17 protein-coding genes are annotated in these 16,481 nt (G+C 63.2%); 7 read left to right on the top strand and 10 right to left on the bottom strand.

All coding sequences use genetic code 11. From position 1 onward, the window contains the following. The first annotated feature begins 213 nt into the window (after window positions 1–213). Entirely contained in the window at window positions 214–1,683 is a 1,470-nt protein-coding gene (locus ACZYHG_RS09645) for a M48 family metalloprotease (protein WP_464613593.1), read from the top strand. A 48-nt stretch (window positions 1,684–1,731) separates the two neighbouring features. Here ACZYHG_RS09645 and ACZYHG_RS09650 read toward each other — a convergent pair whose 3' ends face one another. Continuing rightward, window positions 1,732–2,589: an RNA polymerase factor sigma-32 gene (locus ACZYHG_RS09650; RefSeq protein ID WP_464613594.1), complete on the bottom strand. Its 858-nt coding sequence runs from the start codon at window positions 2,587–2,589 to the stop codon at window positions 1,732–1,734. A gap of 324 nt (window positions 2,590–2,913) precedes the next feature. Here ACZYHG_RS09650 and ACZYHG_RS09655 point away from each other — a divergent pair, with 324 nt between their 5' ends. The 3 genes from ACZYHG_RS09655 to ACZYHG_RS09665 all read left to right on the top strand — a co-directional run bounded on the left by ACZYHG_RS09655 (window position 2,914) and on the right by ACZYHG_RS09665 (window position 5,375). Then, window positions 2,914–3,687: an amino acid ABC transporter substrate-binding protein gene (locus ACZYHG_RS09655; RefSeq protein ID WP_464613595.1), complete on the top strand. Its 774-nt coding sequence runs from the start codon at window positions 2,914–2,916 to the stop codon at window positions 3,685–3,687. Window positions 3,688–3,924: 237 nt separating this feature from the next. Beyond that, window positions 3,925–4,605: an amino acid ABC transporter permease gene (locus ACZYHG_RS09660; RefSeq protein ID WP_464613596.1), complete on the top strand. Its 681-nt coding sequence runs from the start codon at window positions 3,925–3,927 to the stop codon at window positions 4,603–4,605. Beyond that, the gene (locus ACZYHG_RS09665) at window positions 4,602–5,375 is read left to right on the top strand and encodes an amino acid ABC transporter ATP-binding protein (protein WP_464613597.1); all 774 of its coding nucleotides are present in this window, start codon (window positions 4,602–4,604) and stop codon (window positions 5,373–5,375) included. Before ACZYHG_RS09660 ends, ACZYHG_RS09665 begins: the two co-directional genes overlap by 4 nt. A gap of 80 nt (window positions 5,376–5,455) precedes the next feature. Here the strand turns inward: ACZYHG_RS09665 and ACZYHG_RS09670 are convergent, their stop codons facing one another. The 7 genes from ACZYHG_RS09670 to ACZYHG_RS09700 form a co-directional block, all read right to left on the bottom strand. Further along, entirely contained in the window at window positions 5,456–6,037 is a 582-nt protein-coding gene (locus ACZYHG_RS09670; RefSeq protein WP_010911999.1) for a CarD family transcriptional regulator, read from the bottom strand. A 369-nt stretch (window positions 6,038–6,406) separates the two neighbouring features. Next, window positions 6,407–6,745, bottom strand: a complete 339-nt coding sequence (gene fdxA / locus ACZYHG_RS09675) for a ferredoxin FdxA (RefSeq protein WP_027031582.1) — start codon at window positions 6,743–6,745, stop codon at window positions 6,407–6,409. A gap of 236 nt (window positions 6,746–6,981) precedes the next feature. Then, entirely contained in the window at window positions 6,982–7,368 is a 387-nt protein-coding gene (locus ACZYHG_RS09680; protein ID WP_027031581.1) for an RNA-binding S4 domain-containing protein, read from the bottom strand. Window positions 7,369–7,383: 15 nt separating this feature from the next. Beyond that, window positions 7,384–10,764 (bottom strand): helicase-related protein, encoded by a 3,381-nt coding sequence (locus tag ACZYHG_RS09685; RefSeq protein WP_464613598.1) that lies wholly within the window; start codon window positions 10,762–10,764, stop codon window positions 7,384–7,386. A gap of 232 nt (window positions 10,765–10,996) precedes the next feature. Continuing rightward, the gene (locus ACZYHG_RS09690; RefSeq protein WP_464613599.1) at window positions 10,997–11,299 is read right to left on the bottom strand and encodes a hypothetical protein; all 303 of its coding nucleotides are present in this window, start codon (window positions 11,297–11,299) and stop codon (window positions 10,997–10,999) included. A gap of 170 nt (window positions 11,300–11,469) precedes the next feature. After that, window positions 11,470–12,195 (bottom strand): acetoacetyl-CoA reductase, encoded by a 726-nt coding sequence (gene phbB, locus ACZYHG_RS09695; protein WP_464613600.1) that lies wholly within the window; start codon window positions 12,193–12,195, stop codon window positions 11,470–11,472. Between the two features lie 91 nt (window positions 12,196–12,286). After that, window positions 12,287–13,471, bottom strand: coding sequence for an acetyl-CoA C-acetyltransferase (locus tag ACZYHG_RS09700; RefSeq protein WP_464613601.1), 1,185 nt, complete (start codon window positions 13,469–13,471; stop codon window positions 12,287–12,289). A 41-nt stretch (window positions 13,472–13,512) separates the two neighbouring features. Here ACZYHG_RS09700 and ACZYHG_RS09705 point away from each other — a divergent pair, with 41 nt between their 5' ends. Both ACZYHG_RS09705 and phaR read left to right on the top strand, forming a co-directional pair. Beyond that, entirely contained in the window at window positions 13,513–13,692 is a 180-nt protein-coding gene (locus ACZYHG_RS09705; protein WP_464613602.1) for a hypothetical protein, read from the top strand. A gap of 81 nt (window positions 13,693–13,773) precedes the next feature. Next, a complete protein-coding gene (phaR, locus tag ACZYHG_RS09710) occupies window positions 13,774–14,382 on the top strand; it encodes a polyhydroxyalkanoate synthesis repressor PhaR (protein ID WP_464613603.1) in 609 nt (202 codons plus the stop codon). Window positions 14,383–14,429: 47 nt separating this feature from the next. On the opposite strand, the gene ACZYHG_RS09715 is transcribed toward phaR, so the two are convergent. Beyond that, complete coding sequence (locus ACZYHG_RS09715) at window positions 14,430–14,897, bottom strand: N-acetyltransferase family protein (RefSeq protein WP_464613604.1); 468 nt, start codon at window positions 14,895–14,897, stop codon at window positions 14,430–14,432. 58 nt (window positions 14,898–14,955) lie between these two features. Further along, window positions 14,956–15,375, bottom strand: coding sequence for a rhodanese-like domain-containing protein (locus ACZYHG_RS09720; protein ID WP_464613605.1), 420 nt, complete (start codon window positions 15,373–15,375; stop codon window positions 14,956–14,958). 89 nt (window positions 15,376–15,464) lie between these two features. Here ACZYHG_RS09720 and ftrA point away from each other — a divergent pair, with 89 nt between their 5' ends. After that, a complete protein-coding gene (gene ftrA, locus ACZYHG_RS09725) occupies window positions 15,465–16,478 on the top strand; it encodes a transcriptional regulator FtrA (RefSeq protein WP_464614653.1) in 1,014 nt (337 codons plus the stop codon). Window positions 16,479–16,481 lie beyond the last annotated feature (3 nt).

Genomic DNA, 16,481 nt, shown 5'->3' on the forward strand with positions numbered 1-16,481 from the left:
CTGGAGTAGTGTGGCTAGGTCCGCTCAATACCGGTCCTGCGCAGGCCGTGATTTGCCTACAGCATCCGCCGTCCGCCCCAAGCGACGTGCGACGGATGCTGTAGTTGTTTGAAGTGGCGCGTGACACTCTTCGAAGATCGCAAGCGATTTTCGTCGTCATGCGCCAGGACCTGAAAGGAAGCCGTTCTGGCGATCGGCGCTGACAAAGTACGAATGAACCCGCTGGCGCGCTTTCTCGCGCTGGCCGGCTTTGCTGTGGCCCTGGCCAGTTGCCAGATGTTCACGCCTCCGGATGTTCAGGAATCCGGCTTCCAGCCCTCTGACAAGCCGATCACGGTCGACAATGTCGGCGCCAACAGCAAGCTCGCCGAAATGGCCAAGGCGCAGCATCCGCGCATCCTGGCGACCTATGGAGGCGAATATTCCGATCCCAAGCTCGAGCGCATGGTCGCCAAGGTCGTCGGCAATCTGACCGTGGTGTCGGCGAACCCAACCCAGACCTATCGCATAACCATCCTCAATTCGCCCAACGTCAACGCTTTCGCGCTGCCGGGCGGCTATCTCTACATCACGCGCGGCCTGTTGGCGTTGGCCAATGATTCGTCCGAACTTGCCGCCGTCATCGCGCATGAGATGGGCCACGTCACCGCCAATCACGGCTTGCAACGTCAGCAGCTCGAAGCCGAGGAAGGCCTGGCGACCAAGGTGGTCTCGGACGTGCTTGGCGACAGCCCGACCGCCAAGGCGGCGCTGATCCGCGGCAAGCTTAGGCTGGCGCAGTTCTCGCGCAACCAAGAGCTGGAAGCCGACGCCATCGGCATCAAGTCGATCGGTGAAGCCGGCTACGATCCCTATGCCGCGGGCCGCTTCCTGCAGTCGATGTCGGCCTATACCGATTTCCGCTCGATCAGTGGCGCCACCGACGCCAGCCTCGACTTCCTGGCCACGCACCCCAACACGCCGCAGCGTATCGATCTGGCGCAGCGCCATGCCCGCCAGTTCGGCGCGCCGGGCTTCGGCACGCGTGACCGCGATTCCTTCCTCGCCGGTATAGACGGCCTACTCTACGGCGACACGCCGGAAGAAGGCTATGTGCGCGGCGAGACCTTCCTGCATCCGGGGCTCGGCGTTTCGTTCACGGTGCCGGACGGTTTCATCATCGACAATTCGGCGGCTGCGGTGACGGCGACAGGACCGGGCGACATCGCGATCCGCTTCGACGGCGTTTCGATCGACAAGAACCGGGCGCTGACCGACTATATCAGAAGCGGCTGGGTTGCCGGTCTCGTCGACAGCACCGTCAAGCTGGAAACGATCAACGGCAATGAGGCGGCGACGGCCCATGCCGGTGCCGAAGGCTGGCAGTTCGACATCGCGGTGATCCGCGCCGGCGGCCAGGTCTACCGGCTGTTGACCGCCGCGCCTTCGGCCAGCACCTCGCTGGACACGGTGGCGCGCTCGGTCAGCGGGTCGTTCCGTATCCTCAGCCCTGAAGAAAAGGCGGCCTTGAAGCCGTTGCATATCCGCGTGCTCACCGTGCAGCCGGGCCAGACCATGGGCTCGCTTTCCGCGCAGATGGTCGGCGTCGATCGCAAGCTCGACCTGTTCCGGGTGCTCAACGCGCTTTCGCCAGGGGCCGCGGTTTCGGCCGGCGACAAGGTCAAGATCGTCACCGACAAGTAGTCCGTCCACGCGGCGCCCTTTGACGCACCGTGGACACACCCTGCCTGCCTACGCAGCTATGAATTCCGGGTTCTGAGCCACCAGCGCGACCTTGAGCTTTTCCATGGCGCGGGCCTCGATCTGGCGTACGCGTTCCTTGGAGATGCCCAGTGTCTCGCCGAGGGATTCGAGCGTCGCGCCATCGTCGTTCAGCCGGCGCTCCTCGATAATCCTGAGTTCTCTCGCGTTGAGCGCGTGAAGCGCCTCTTTCAGCCACAGTGAGCGGCGCGCGACATCGATCTTGTCGCCAACGATCTCGTCGGGCAGCGGGTCGTCCGAGACCAGGAAGTCCATCCGCTCGGTTGCACCCGTATCGTCGGCAAGCGGCGCGTTCAGCGACGAGTCCGGCGCCGACAGCCGTGAATCCATCATCGCCACATCAGCCTCGGAGACGCCAAGCGCTACCGACACTTCGCGGTAGAGGGTCGTGTTGGAGAGTTGCTCCGCACCGTTCGCCAGCCGGGCACGCAGGCGCCTGAGATTGAAGAACAGCGCCTTTTGCGCCGAACTGGTGCCGCCGCGCACGATCGACCAGTTGCGCAAGATATAATCCTGCATCGAGGCGCGAATCCACCACGTCGCATAGGTCGAGAACCGCACCTCGCGCTCGGGCTCGAAGCGGGCGGCAGCTTCGAGCAGGCCGACATGGCCTTCCTGGATCAGATCGCCGAGCGGCAGACCGTAATGGCGGAATTTGGTGGCCATGGAAATGACCAGCCGCATATGGGCGACGGTGATGCAGTGCAACGCGTTCTGGTCTTTGTCTTCTTTCCAGAGCAGGGCCAGGCGATGTTCCTCGTCGCGTTCGAGGTAGGGAGCTTTCATTGCCGCGCGGACCATGATCCGTCCTGCCGTGTCTTGCATCATGAGGCGCTCCCTGGGGCGATATGACTGACGTTACGAACTCGGCAGGGCACCGGTTGAAATCGCGGCGTCGCGCCCTAGAACAGGCAAAACGTACGGTGTGCGGGAATGGTTCCCTGGCTGTTGCCAGGCGGATCATCTTGCTTGAACGATGTGCGCACGGGCCAGTAACGACTTCGAATGTCGCCAAGAAACGGCGTTTCGAGAATCTCATTTCAGAAACACGATGTTTTTGAAATCAGGTTCCTTATTTTTTCCGGTTGCATCTGCCATTTTCCAGCCCTCACAACATGCCGGGTAACCGGCCAAGGACGGGATCACAGAAAAATGAAATGGCTCAAGTCACTTATCGTCGCCGGAACGCTGCACGCCTTGGCGATCACCGCTGGTCATGCCGGCGCCAATCTTGATCAGATCAAGCAGGCTGGCGTGCTCAAGGTCGGCACCGAGGGCACCTATGCGCCGTTCACCTATCATGATGCCTCCGGCGCTCTGGTCGGCTTCGATGTCGAGATCGCCAAGGCGATCGCCGACAAGCTCGGCGTCAAGGCCGAGTTCCTCGAAGGCAAGTGGGACGGGCTGATCGCCGGTCTCGACGTCAGCCGCTATGACGCCGTCATCAATGAAGTCGGCATCACCGACGCCCGCAAGGCCAAGTATGATTTCTCCGATCCCTACATCGCCTCCAAGGCGGTGCTGATCGTGCGCGGCGACAACACCGACATCAAGACCTTCGCCGATCTCAAGGGCAAGAAGTCGGCGCAGTCGCTGACCTCGAATTTCGGCAAGCTTGCCGAGACGAACGGCGCCGAACTCGTCGGCACCGACGGCTTCGACCAGTCGATCCAGCTGCTTTTGACCGGCCGCGCCGATGCCACCATCAATGACAGCCTGTCCTTCCTCGACTTCAAGAAGCACAAGCCCGACGCCAATGTGAAGATCGCCGCGCAAGAGGAAAACGCCGACTATTCCGGTGTCATCGTGCGCAAGGGCGATCCGGAACTGGTCGCTGCCATCAACAAGGCGCTGGCCGACATCAAGGCCGACGGCACCTACAAGAAGATCGCCGACACCTATTTCGGCCAGGACGTTTCGAAGTAATTTCCCAGGCCGGCCGACGGCCGGTCTTATGCAACATGCCCAGCGGCGAGCCGTCTTTGACGGCCCGCCGCTTGTGTCGTGATATGGCGCATCAGCGCTTCGATGAAGCTGCCTTGACCAGAGCAGTTCACCGTTTCACGGAAACGGCGTACTGCTCTAACTCTTTGTTTTTACGCAATTCCGGACGGAAAACCGTTAACACTTTTCCTGGAATTGCTTCAGTCTGGAGGGTCCTTCGTGCCGCACTGGCTGCAACTGATGCTGGAGTCGCTGCCTTCGCTGCTGTGGGCCGCTCTCATCTTCACCGTGCCGTTGACGCTGTTGTCCTTCGTCCTCGGCTTGTCCGTGGGCCTCGGCGCAGCACTTGGCCGCTTGTTCGGACCGAAGCCGGTGGTCGCGCTCGTGCGCTTCTATGTCTGGATCTTCCGCGGCACGCCGCTTTTGGTGCAACTGTTCCTGATCTTCTACGGCTTGCCGTCGGCCGGCATCCTGCTCGACGCCTTCACGGCGGCACTGATCGGCTTCACGCTCAACATCGGCGCTTACACCTCGGAAATCATCCGTGCGGCCATAGGGTCGGTCCCGAAAGGCCAGTGGGAAGCCGCCTATTCGATCGGCATGACCTGGAGCCAGGCGATGCGGCGCACCATCCTGCCGCAAGCCGGCCGTGTCGCGGTGCCGCCGCTCTCCAACACCTTCATCTCGCTGGTCAAGGACACGTCGCTGGCGGCTGCCATCACCGTGCCGGAGATGTTCCAGGCGGCGCAGCGCATCGTTGCCACCACCTATGAGCCGCTGATCCTCTATGTCGAGGCGGCGATCCTCTATCTGGCGCTAAGCTCGGTGCTGTCGGCCTTGCAGACCCGGCTGGAAACCCGGCTCAACCGCTATGGCGGCTTCCTGGAGGCACGCTCATGATCGGCCTCAGCAACATCGAAAAGCGCTTCGGCGACAATCTCGTTCTGAAGGGCGTGACGGTTGCCATCGCCGAAGGCAGCGTCACGGCACTTGTCGGCCCTTCGGGCGGCGGCAAGAGCACGCTCCTGCGCTGCATCAACCTGCTGGAGATCCCGACCTCGGGCACGGTGCGCATCGGCGAGGAGACGCTCGAATTCCATCCCGGTGGCAAGGTCGCGGCCCGGGACATCCAGCGGCTACGCCTGCAGACCGGCATGGTGTTCCAGAACTTCCAGCTGTTCCCGCACCGCACCGCGATCGAGAATGTCATGGAAGGGCTGGTGACGGTGCTGAAATGGCCGACGGAGAAGGCGCGCGAGCGGGCGCTCGCTCTGCTGGAGAAGGTGGGGATGGCGCACAAGGCCGATGCCTGGCCGGCGACGCTGTCAGGCGGCCAGCAGCAGCGCGTGGCGATCGCCCGGGCGCTCGCACCATCGCCAAGGGTGCTGCTGTGCGACGAGCCGACTTCGGCGCTCGACCCGGAACTGGCGCAGGAGGTGGTCGATGTGCTTGGCAAGCTCGCCAGCGAAGGCACGACCATGGTGATGGCGACGCACGACCTGCGCCTTGCCTCCAAGATCGCGCAGGAAGCGGTGTTCCTCGATGCCGGCGTCATCGTCGAGAAGGGGCCGTCCGCCGTGCTGTTCGGCAATCCGGAGCAGCAGCGCACGAAGCGGTTCATCGCGACGCTGAAGCAGGAGGCCGAAAAGGAGGGCGGGGGCCAGGTGTAGGCGCGTCCCTTGTTTCGCCTGTCCGACAAACAAAAAACCCGGCGCGAAGCCGGGTTTTTCAAATTCAGAGACGAAAGCGATCAGGCAGCCTCTTCCTGCTCGGCTTCCTCATTGTCGGCCTTGGCGCCACGCTTAGGGCCCTTGTTGAGGTTGACCTCGATCAGGCGCACGGCTTCGGTTTCCGACATGCGGTTGACGGCAGCGATCTCGCGGGCCATGCGGTCGAGTGCCGCCTCATAGAGCTGGCGCTCGGAATAGGACTGCTCCGGCTGGTTGTCGGCGCGGTAGAGGTCGCGCACGACCTCCGAGATCGAGATCAGGTCGCCCGAATTGATCTTGGCATCATATTCCTGGGCGCGACGCGACCACATGGTGCGCTTCACCCGGGCGCGGCCCTGCACGACCTTCAGCGCGCGCTCGACATAATCCTCTTCCGACAGCTTGCGCATGCCGATGGAGGTCGCCTTGGCGACCGGCACCTTCAGGCGCATCTTGTCCTTCTGGAAGTCGATGACGAACAGTTCCAGCTTGTGACCAGCCACTTCCTGCTCGTCGATCGACACGATCTGGCCGACGCCGTGCGCCGGGTACACTATGTATTCGCCGGTCTTGAAACCGTGGCGCGCTCCGGTGGACTTCTTCTGCGGGGTGATCGTTGCCATTACGCCCTGAACTCCTTGTTGTGGTACCGGCGTCCTGCCGGCCCGAACTCGTGCGACCGGGGAAACCGGTCGTTAGCCGCACAACTGATGAACCCACCGGAAGGCCGGGACCGGCAAACCGCACGAATTGCGACCGCCTGGCCCAGATCGCTCTGGTCCGGAGTGGGATTTTCACCTTTCAGTGATTTGGGGCGTCTGCGCCATAAATCGACGTTGTGTCACCGGCATGTTTCGCTGATGTAACACAAAAAGTCGGAAGAATCAAGGTTTTGCTGCATTCGCGAAGGCCACAGGTCAGCCCCGCCTGTCAAGGCGGTTACTGTGGCATGTCTCTTACGCTGCGTAATACCAGCCTTTACGGCCGCATTGTCAATCGCCTTCGCCGGGCTCGGCGGAGAAGTACTTCTCGAACTTGCCGGCTTCGCCGTCGAAGGTTTTGGCGTCGGCCGGCGGTTCCTTCTTGGCGGTTATGTTAGGCCATTTCTCGGCGTATTCAGTGTTGACCTGCAGCCATTTGTCGAGGCCGGGCTCGGTGTCGGGCTTGATCGCGTCGGCGGGGCATTCGGGCTCGCAGACGCCGCAGTCGATGCACTCGTCGGGATGAATGACGAGCATGTTCTCGCCCTCGTAGAAACAGTCGACCGGACAGACCTCGATACAGTCCATGTATTTGCATTTGATGCAATTGTCGGTCACGACATAGGTCATCGGTAGGCTCCGGGACGTCCCAGCTTTATTGGGCTTTTTCCGTGAGGTAACGCCTTTATCAGCCGCTTGCAAGGGCGGCCATGCCCGGCGGCCTCGGTGTTCTCGGAATGGAATTCCAGGCAGCCAACACGCCGGGGGCGTGTGATGTCGCGTGGAGCGTCTTGTTTGCCGGGTTCAGTTCTGTCCCGCGTACGCCGTTAACCTGAGATCGCGGCGCGCGTTCCGGTCGGCACGCCTCAATCTTCGCCAATCAAGCGGTCGGTCAGGCGGCGCTCCCGTTTGGTCGGGCGGCCGCTGCCGGCCTCGCGCAGCGCCGGGATGGCATTGGGAAGAGCGTCGCCCTTTGGCGCAGGCGGCGGCGACATGTCCTCATACAGGGTGCGGGCTTCCTCGGCCGGGCCGCGCCTGACACCGGCGCCGAGCACCTTCCAGACAAAAATGCGACGGTCGAGCGTGATGGTCAGCACGTCGCCGGGCTTGACCAGATCGGAGGCCTGCGCTGCTTTGTCGCGATTGATGCGCACGCGTCCGGCGACGACCAGCTTGGCCGCCAGCGAGCGCGATTTCACCGCCCGCGAGAAGAACAGCCATTTGTCGATGCGCTGGCGGCCTTCAGCAACCATCGAAGCGCGCCGGTTTTACTTCTTCAGCTGGTCGCGCAAGGCGGCGAGCTTGGCGAAGGGTGAGTCCGGATCGAAGCGCACCGGGCGCTCCTCGCGCGGCTTCGGCTGGAAGGCCGGCTTTGCGCCGCCCTTGCCGCGATCGGGGCCACCCTTACCGTCCGGCCTGCCACCCTTCCAGTCAGGCCGACCCTCGCGGCGTTCAGGACGCTCGCCCTGCGGGCGGCCCTCGCGGCGCGGTTCGCCTTCGGCGGCCGGCTTGGGCTTGAACTTCGAGCGGTCGAAGCGCGGCTTGGCGGCACCGTCGCGCCGCCCTTCATGGGCGGGACGTTCTCCCGGTGCAGCCGTGGCCGGTCCGCCAGCCGCATCGGCCGGTGCATTGCCGCGTCCACGCGCTTGTCCGGTGCGCTGGCGGTTGTTGCGGCCTTCGTGATGGCGCGGACGCTGTTCGAAGCGGCCCTGACGCCACAGCAGGATCGGCTTGGGCGCTTCGGCTTCCGCGGCGGGCGCGTCAGTGGGCGCCTCGACCACCACGGCAGGCTCGTCCGAAACCGCTTCCGTTGCCGGCGCAGCTTCGGCAACAGGCTCCATCGGTGCGGACTCGGCAGATTCGGCTTCCGCCTCTGGCTCGGCGGCAGGTTCAGCAGCAGCGGCGACAGCCTCCGTTGCAGGCCCTTCCTCGGCCGGAGCTTCCGCCTGCTCTTCCGCGACAGGCTCTGCTGCCGTTTCGGCGATGATTTCGGCTGGAGTTTCGACGGCGGCCTCCACGGCAACGGCCGGTTCCGAACCCTCGACGGAGGCCTCCGCAGCTGTATCGATTGCGACCGCTTCGGCTGCCTTGGCCTGCTCGGCGCGACCGGCCTCTTCCGCCGCAAGCTTTGAAGCGGCGGCTTCCCGTGCGGCGGTGTCCTGCGCTTCGAGCCGCGCCTTGACCTCGGCCGGCGGCTTCGGCTCGGCGCGATAGCCCAGGCCCTTCAAGATCTCTTCCATGTCGTCGGCGGTGGCGCCGAGGATCGACATCATCGGCGGCGTCACCATGAAGGACTGGCCGTCATAAGCGCCGTCAGGGCGCTGGCCGAGGCCGGGCTTCCAGTTGGTCGCCGGACGGATCAGATCGGCCAGCCGCTCCAATATGTCGATGCGCACGGCGCGGCGGCCGAGATTGCGGTAGCCGGCGAGCTTGTAGAAGGCCTTGTCGAAGGTTGGGTCGATGACCACCGAAGTGCGGCCCGACGCCAGCGCATGGACGACGTCGCCAAATCCCGGCTTGTCCTTGCCGTCGTTCTTCAGTGCCCACAGCAAGGTCACCAGTCCGGCGGGTGCGGGCTTGATCAGCGCCGGCACGAAGACATGGTAGGCGCCGAAGCGGACGCCAAGCCGGCGAAGCGCCGCGCGACCTTCCTGGTCGAGCGACTTCATCTCCTCGGCGATGTCACGGCGGTTGATGAGGCCGAAATTCTCGACCAGCTGGAAGGCGATGCCACGACCGATGCCGGAAATCTGGTCGGCGTTCTTCAAGTCGACCAGCGGCTTCAGCAGGGACTCGATCTGGAAATTGACGAAACGTTCGGCGCGCGCGGCGACCTTGTCGCGCGCCGGGCCGGTCAGCTGTTCGTCTGCCAGCAATATGAGGCGGGGCTTCAGCGCGTCCTCGCCTGAAACCAGCGTGCCGATCGGCGCGCCGATCCAGCGCAGTGTGCCATCCGAGCCAAGCGCGAGGTCGCCATTGGCGCAAGCGCCGAAACGTTCGGCGCGCGCCTCGAACTCAGCGGCCAGCGCTTTTTGCGCGGCGGTGCGCACGGCCTTGGCGTCTTCGCCGCCGGCGGTCTGGTCGGCGGTGAAGCGGAACCCTTGCAACTCGCCGACGTGATGGCCTTCGACAAGGACGGTTCCGGTAGGGCTAATTTCGGCTTCAGGCATGGTATTTTCTCTAAGGCGCCGCATGAGGACGGAAGTCCTGCGGTCTACGAAGCGTTTCGTCAACCGTTCATGCAGCGCATCCGACAGTCTGTCTTCGATTTCGCGCGTCTTTTCCTGCCAGTGTGCCTGATCGGCCAGCCAGCCGGGCCGGTTCGACACGAATGTCCAGGTGCGGATCTGGGCGATGCGGTGCGACAGCGTGTCGATGTCGCCTTCGGTTGTGTCGGCGCGGCGCACCTGCTCGGCCATGTAGTTTTCGTCGACATGGCCATGGCGGGCGAGGTCCATGTAGATCGAGGCGATGAGATCGGCATGCTGGGCCGGAGCGATCTTCCTGTAATCGGGGAGCGCGCACGCTTCCCACAGCAGCGCCACGCGCTTGGCATCGGTGGCGAGCGCGCGGATATCTCCATCGCGTGACAGATATTCAAGCGCCTGCGCATCGACCGCCGGCAGCGCGCGCGTCAGCCCCTCGACAGGCGCATTGGTCTCGATCGAGCGCTTCAGCGCATCGAGGCTGGCGAAATCGAAATGGGCGGTGCGCCACTGCAGCACCTTCACCGGCTCGAAATCATGGCCTTCGATCTTCTTGACCAGGTCCTCGTCGAGCGGATCGACCTGGCCGGTGACGCCAAAAGTGCCGTCGCGCAGATGACGGCCGGCACGACCGGCGATCTGGCCGAGTTCAGCAGCCGTCAGATTGCGATACTGATAGCCGTCGAATTTGCGATTCTGGGCAAAGGCGACATGGTCGAGATCAAGGTTGAGGCCCATGCCGATGGCGTCGGTGGCAATGAGATAGTCGACATCGCCCGACTGGAACAGCGCCACCTGTGCGTTGCGGGTGCGTGGCGAGAGCGCACCGAGCACGACGGCCGCTCCGCCCTGCTGGCGACGGATCAGCTCAGCGATGGCATAGACCTCGTCGGCGGAGAAGGCGACGATCGCGGTACGCCGCGGCAGGCGGGTCAGCTTCTTCGAACCGGCATAGGCGAGATGCGACAGCCGCGGCCGCGTCACCACCGAGACGCCCTTCAGCAGGCGCTGCAGAATGCCGTGCATGGTGGCCGCGCCCAAGAGCAGCGTTTCCTGCCGGCCGCGCAGATGCAGGATGCGGTCGGTGAAGATGTGGCCGCGCTCGAGGTCGCCGGCGAGCTGTACCTCGTCGATGGCGACGAAGGCGGCGTCAGTCTGGCGCGGCATGGCCTCGACTGTGCAGACCGAATATTTCGCACCCGGCGGCTGGATCTTCTCCTCGCCGGTGATCAGCGCGACCTTGTGGGCACCGACCTTCTCGCAGACACGGGCGTAGACTTCCCGGGCCAGCAGCCTGAGCGGCAGGCCGATCACGCCGGTTTCGTGCGCCACCATGCGCTCAATGGCCAGATGGGTCTTGCCGGTGTTGGTCGGCCCAAGCACGGCGGTCACGTCGCGGCCCGACAGGATCAGCGGCTCGGTGTGTTTCGGCTGGATGTTCATCGGTCTGGAAATAAGGCTTTCTGGCCTCTGTTTGTCGGGAGCGTGCCTTGGGTGGCGCGTATGACAGGCGACACATAGGGATTTCGGGGGGAAAGCGAAAGCGGAATGTTCCGTCGGCGGCGAGAAGGGTCTGTGTCAAGCTCCAAAATGGTCGCTGATTAAGAGTTGGAACGAGTCTGGAACGAAACGGCGACGAATCAGTGACTCCCACAGATTCAGCTTTTGTTCACGGCTACATGTGGATTTCGTGACCGTGAGTCTCACCACATGCTGAATCGCCGAACTGGCCCGTTTTATGCTGGGCGATCTTCGTCCTTAACCTTTGCCGGGAAACGAGGGAAATGGCTCGATGCCCTTCGCCCAAGATTATGAAATTGTTAATCTTTCTGAATTTGGTGTTAAGGAATTGCAGATGATTCCGGGCCATTAACGTTAATTTCCGCTCAGAGCCGGAACGAATCGGCGACAAAGCAGCACCGGCGGTATTTTCCCGGTTTGTTCCCTCAATATCTCGGGTTTTGAACAGCTTATCCACCGACAATCCACAGGCTTGACCACAGGGTTCGCACAGGCGGCGCCGCCGCCGTTAACCTTTGCATGCCGGATTGGATCATCGCTCCGCACCAGAGCGTTTTGTCCAAAGCATCAGATAAAAACGGACCGGCTTCCCGGTCCGCTCGTTACAGTCAGAAGCCGTTGAATGTCTCAGGCGAAGTACTGGCCGCCATTGGCCGTTATGGTCGAGCCGGTGATGAAGCCGGCATCCTCGGAAGCGAGGAAGACGACGCAGCGCGCGATCTCTTCGGGTTCGCCGAGGCGGCCGACCGGGATCTGCGGGATGATGCGCTCGTTGAGCACCTTCTCGTCGATCGCCTTGACCATTTCGGTGGCGATGTAGCCGGGGCAGATGACGTTCACGGTGATGCCCGCACGGGCACCTTCCTGCGCCAGCGCCTTCGAGAAGCCGATGTCACCGGCCTTGGCGGCGGAATAGTTGACCTGGCCGGCCTGGCCTTTCTGGCCGTTGATCGAGGAGATGGTGATGACGCGGCCGAACTTGCGGTCGCGCATGCCGCCCCACAGCGGATGCGTCATGTTGAAGACGCCGGACAGATTGGTGTCGATGACCTCTTTCCACTGCTCGCGCGTGATCTTGTGGAACATGGCGTCGCGGGTAATGCCGGCATTGTTGACCAGCACCGAGACTGGGCCGAGGTCGGCCTCGACCTTTCTGATGCCGGCGGCGCAAGCGTCATAATCGGCGACCGACCATTTGTAGGTTGGAATGCCGGTCTCGGCTTTGAACTTCGCCGCCGCCTCGTCATTGCCGGCATAGTTCGCGGCGACCGAATAGCCGGCGTTTTTCAAAGCGATCGAGATCGCCGCGCCGATGCCGCGCGATCCACCCGTGACGATTGCAACCTTGGTCATGCATTTCCCCTTTTTGAATCGCCCTGTTGTCGGGCTTGGCAGGCACTGGATAGGAAACGGGCGGCTTGCGCCGCCCATCTTTATGTTTTTGTCAGAGTGCTTCGATGCACAGGGCGACGCCCATGCCGCCGCCGATGCAGAGCGTGGCGAGGCCCTTCTTGGCGCCGCGGCGGCGCATCTCGAAGACCAGCGTGTTGAAGATGCGGGCGCCCGAGGCGCCGATGGGATGGCCGATGGCGATGGCGCCGCCATTCACGTTGACGATCGAGGGATCCCAGCCCATGTCCTTGTTGACGGCACAGGCCTGGGCGGCAAAGGCCTCGTTGGCTTCAACCAGATCGAGATCGCCGACCGACCAGCCGGCCTTCTCCAGTGCCTTGCGCGAGGCGGGAATGGGTCCGGTGCCCATGATCGCCGGATCGACGCCGGCGGTCGCCCAGGACGCGATGCGCGCCAGCGGGGTGATGCCGCGCCTTACAGCCTCCGCTTCGCTCATCAGCAGCGCGCCGGCCGCGCCGTCATTGATGCCGGAAGCGTTGGCGGCGGTCACCGTGCCGTCCTTGTCGAAGGCCGGTTTCAGCTTGGTCATGGCATCGATCGTTGCGCCGTGGCGGATGTATTCGTCCTGGTCGACAATGGTGTCGCCCTTCTTGCCCTTGATGGTGAAGGCAACGATCTCATCCTTGAACTTGCCGGCCTTCTGCGCGGCCTCGGCCTTGTTCTGCGAGGCGAGCGCGAACTGGTCCTGGTCGTCACGCGTGATCTGAAACTGGCGCGCGACGTTCTCGGCGGTGTTGCCCATGTGATAGCCGTTGAAGGCATCCCACAGCCCGTCCTTGATCATGGTGTCGATCATCTTGTAGTCGCCCATCTTGACGCCGGCGCGCAGGTGCTCGGCGTGTGGCGACAGCGACATCGATTCCTGGCCGCCGGCGATGATCACCTTGGCGTCACCGGTGGCGATCTGCTGCATGCCGAGCGCGATGGCGCGCAGGCCCGAGCCGCAAACCTGGTTGAGGCCCCAGGCGGTGGTTTCCTTGGGCAGACCGGCAATGATCGAGGCCTGGCGGGCCGGGTTCTGGCCCTGGGCGGCGGTCAGCACCTGACCGAGGATCACCTCGTCGACTTCGGCGGCCTCGACACCGGCGCGCGACAAAAGTTCCTTGATGACGACGGCGCCGAGTTCATGCGCCGGGGTGGCCGCGAAAGCACCGTTGAAGGAGCCGACGGCCGTGCGCGCGGCACTGGCGACAACGATGGAATTGGCAGAGGACATTTTCTTCTCCAGACTTCGAGCTGTCGTGTTTTTGGGCATTGTTGGCGACTTTTCTTGCCCTTTCCATGATCCAAGTCAAACCGGAAATGGGCATGGCGCCCATGCGCCGCAAGCAGGTCGCGCATCGCCGTGCCGGCGTGCCGGCCGCTGCTGCGCAGCATATTTTGCCTGCTATGCAGCATTATGTGATCCCGCACTGCACAAACTGCTTGGAATTATGAGGCTTTTGCGCATATCCTTAAAAAGGGCGCAATCGTTACCGGCTGCTTACTCAGGCGTGCCGGTGTCCGGGGAGGATGCAGATGGCCGCAAAAGACGATCCGATCATTATCAAGAAATACGCCAATCGCCGCCTCTATAATACGGGGACGAGCACCTATGTGACGCTCGAGGATCTGGCCGAGATGGTCAAGAAGGGCGAGGAGTTCACTGTCCAGGACGCCAAGACCGGCGATGACATCACGCATCCGGTGCTGACGCAGATCATTTTCGAGCTGGAGAACAAGGATGGGCAGAACATGCTGCCGATCCCGTTCCTGCGCCAGTTGATCGCCTATTATGGCGACCAGATGCAGATGATCGTGCCGAGCTTCCTCGAACAGTCGATGCTGGCCTTTTCCAAGGAGCAGGAGCGCTTTCGCGAGCAGATGAAGGGCGCCATCGGCAAGTCGCCGCTCGACGTGATGAAGATTGCGACGCCGATCAAGGCGCTGGAAGAGCAGACGCGCCGCAACATGGAAATGTTCCAGAATGCGATGCGGCTGTTCACGCCGTTCCCGCCAGCTGGCTCCACGCCAGCCGCGGCTCCCGCCGAGCCGGCCAAGAAGGAAACGCCGGAGAAATCCGACGACCTTCAGGAGCTGAAGAGCCAGATCGCGGCCATGCAGCGCAAGCTCGACACGATGTCGTGAGCAGGCAGCCGGTCAGGCGTGGCGGTTAGGTCAAATCCGGCCATGCGTTACCCATCGATCGTCATCTGCCACAATTCCCAGATCTCGTCGGCCCGCCCGTCGAGCGAGCGATAGAAAGCCTTGGCCGGCATGTTGGATTTCAGCACCGCCCATTTGACGGCGGATGCGCCGATGTCCGCAGCGTACCGGCGAAGCCGTTCAACAAGCAGATGGCCGACCGACATGCCGCGCCCCGCCTCGGCGACATAGAGTTCCTTAAGCCAGACGACCGGCTTCAGATCGCAAGTCCAGGGGATGATGTAGTGGACGGCGATGCCGACGATAACGTCCTCTCGCTCCGCCACGAACACACCGAAGCGGGGCGATGGCCCCAGCCCATGCGTGATCAGGTCGGCCTCGGTGACGCGGAACTTGTCGTCATAGCCCTCGAAGACCGCGAGTGCCCGCATGAGGACCAGCACCGCGCCGACATCCCGCCGCTCGAACGGACGGACGGTAATCGCCGCTTTGCGCATGTCCTTTTGTCCTCGTTGCCGATCTTGTCTGGTTGGCGCACGGGCCTGGGGCTGGCGATCATGCGGGCAAGACACCAGGCTCCTTGCCTGAAGCGAAGGGGAGATCCTCGTCCTGCCAGCCTGAAATGCCACCGATCATGATCTTGACCGGCAGGCCGAGGCTGGCCAGTTTGAAGGCAGCCCGATCCGCGCCATTGCAATGCGGTCCGGCGCAATAGACGACGAACAGCGTGCCTGCCGGCCATTCTTCCATCCGCTCAGCCGAGATGTCGCGGTGCGGCAGATGCAGCGCGCCGGGCACATGGCGGTGCTCATAGGCACTAGGCGAACCGACCACATGTAGAAGGACAAAATCCGGCTCTCGGCCGCGCAGCGCTGCTGCGACGTCGGAACAGTCGGTCTCGACGGAAAGCCGGCGTAAAAAGTGGTCCCGGGCGATTTCCGGCGATGCCACCGGAATGTCTGTCACGTAGCTCATCCTCGTATCTCCATTGCTGATGCGACGGAGAGATAAAGCACCGGGCGGGGTGATTGCAGCTGGCAGCTTTGCCATATATCGTCAAGATCATGCCAAATGTGCTTCCCGCCAATCCACCTCCAGCGAACCCGCCCCCTACCAACCCCCTTGTCGTTGCAGTTGCCTATGACGGCTTGTGCACCTTCGAGTTCGGCGTGGTGGTTGAAGTCTTCGCCTTGCCCAGGCCGGAAATGGGCGGGGATTGGTACCGTTTCGCGGTTGCCGGGATCGACCCCGGTGAAATGCGCGCCTTGGGCGGCGTGCGCATCGTCGCCGACGGTGGACCGGATCTGATCGATCAGGCCGACACGGTGATCGTGCCCGGATGGCGCGGAGCAGAGGCTCCTGTGCCGCTTTTGCTGATCGAAGCGCTCCGGAAGGCCAGCGGGCGGGGCGCACGCATCCTGTCCATCTGCTCGGGTGTCTTCGTGCTTGCCGCGTCGGGCCTGCTTGCAGGCAAGAAGGCAACCACGCATTGGCGCTACAGTGAAAGACTGAGGGAGCTGTACCCCGACATCACCGTCGTCCCTGACGTTTTGTACATCGATGAGGGAAATGTCCTGACATCGGCCGGAAGTGCTGCGGGCATTGATCTCTGCCTGCATCTGGTTCGACGCGATTTCGGCACCAAGGCGGCTAACATGGTGGCGCGACGCCTGGTGGTGCCGCCGCACCGCGACGGCGGCCAGGCGCAATATGTCGAGAGTTCCGTTCCGGAGCCTCACGAGCGCAGCCGGCTCGGGCCTTTGATCGACAGAATGCGCGCCGATATTTCCGCCGACTATCCCGTCGCTGTCCTGGCCGACCTGGCCGGGATGAGCGAGCGGACATTCCTGCGCCGGTTCGCCGCCGCGACCGGCGTCACACCGGCGCGCTGGCTGCTCTCGGAACGGCTTTCGCGGGCGCGCGCGCTGCTGGAAGATACCGCCATGCCGATCGAGCGGATTGCCGAGACCGCCGGATTTGGCGCCGCTGGCACGCTGCGGCATCACTTCCGTCAGCAGTTCGCCACGACGCCCGCCGCGTATCGGGCGCGGTTCGGGACCAATGCCAAGTCCGCCTGACGA

It is taken from the genome of Mesorhizobium subarcticum, assembly GCF_055456085.1.

Bases quoted from the DNA above. Each gene is read 5' to 3' on its own strand.
- ACZYHG_RS09720 (WP_464613605.1), bottom strand. From the start codon at position 15,375: ATGAGCTACGTGACAGACATTCCGGTGGCATCGCCGGAAATCGCCCGG.
- ACZYHG_RS09655 (WP_464613595.1), top strand. From the start codon at position 2,914: ATGAAATGGCTCAAGTCACTTATCGTCGCCGGAACGCTGCACGCCTTG.
- ACZYHG_RS09650 (WP_464613594.1), bottom strand. From the start codon at position 2,589: ATGATGCAAGACACGGCAGGACGGATCATGGTCCGCGCGGCAATGAAA.
- ACZYHG_RS09645 (WP_464613593.1), top strand. From the start codon at position 214: ATGAACCCGCTGGCGCGCTTTCTCGCGCTGGCCGGCTTTGCTGTGGCC.
- ACZYHG_RS09715 (WP_464613604.1), bottom strand. From the start codon at position 14,897: ATGCGCAAAGCGGCGATTACCGTCCGTCCGTTCGAGCGGCGGGATGTC.
- ACZYHG_RS09680 (WP_027031581.1), bottom strand. From the start codon at position 7,368: ATGGTTGCTGAAGGCCGCCAGCGCATCGACAAATGGCTGTTCTTCTCG.
- phbB (WP_464613600.1), bottom strand. From the start codon at position 12,195: ATGACCAAGGTTGCAATCGTCACGGGTGGATCGCGCGGCATCGGCGCG.
- phaR (WP_464613603.1), top strand. From the start codon at position 13,774: ATGGCCGCAAAAGACGATCCGATCATTATCAAGAAATACGCCAATCGC.
- ACZYHG_RS09685 (WP_464613598.1), bottom strand. From the start codon at position 10,764: ATGAACATCCAGCCGAAACACACCGAGCCGCTGATCCTGTCGGGCCGC.
- ACZYHG_RS09665 (WP_464613597.1), top strand. From the start codon at position 4,602: ATGATCGGCCTCAGCAACATCGAAAAGCGCTTCGGCGACAATCTCGTT.
- fdxA (WP_027031582.1), bottom strand. From the start codon at position 6,745: ATGACCTATGTCGTGACCGACAATTGCATCAAATGCAAATACATGGAC.
- ACZYHG_RS09700 (WP_464613601.1), bottom strand. From the start codon at position 13,471: ATGTCCTCTGCCAATTCCATCGTTGTCGCCAGTGCCGCGCGCACGGCC.
- ftrA (WP_464614653.1), top strand. From the start codon at position 15,465: ATGCCAAATGTGCTTCCCGCCAATCCACCTCCAGCGAACCCGCCCCCT.
- ACZYHG_RS09670 (WP_010911999.1), bottom strand. From the start codon at position 6,037: ATGGCAACGATCACCCCGCAGAAGAAGTCCACCGGAGCGCGCCACGGT.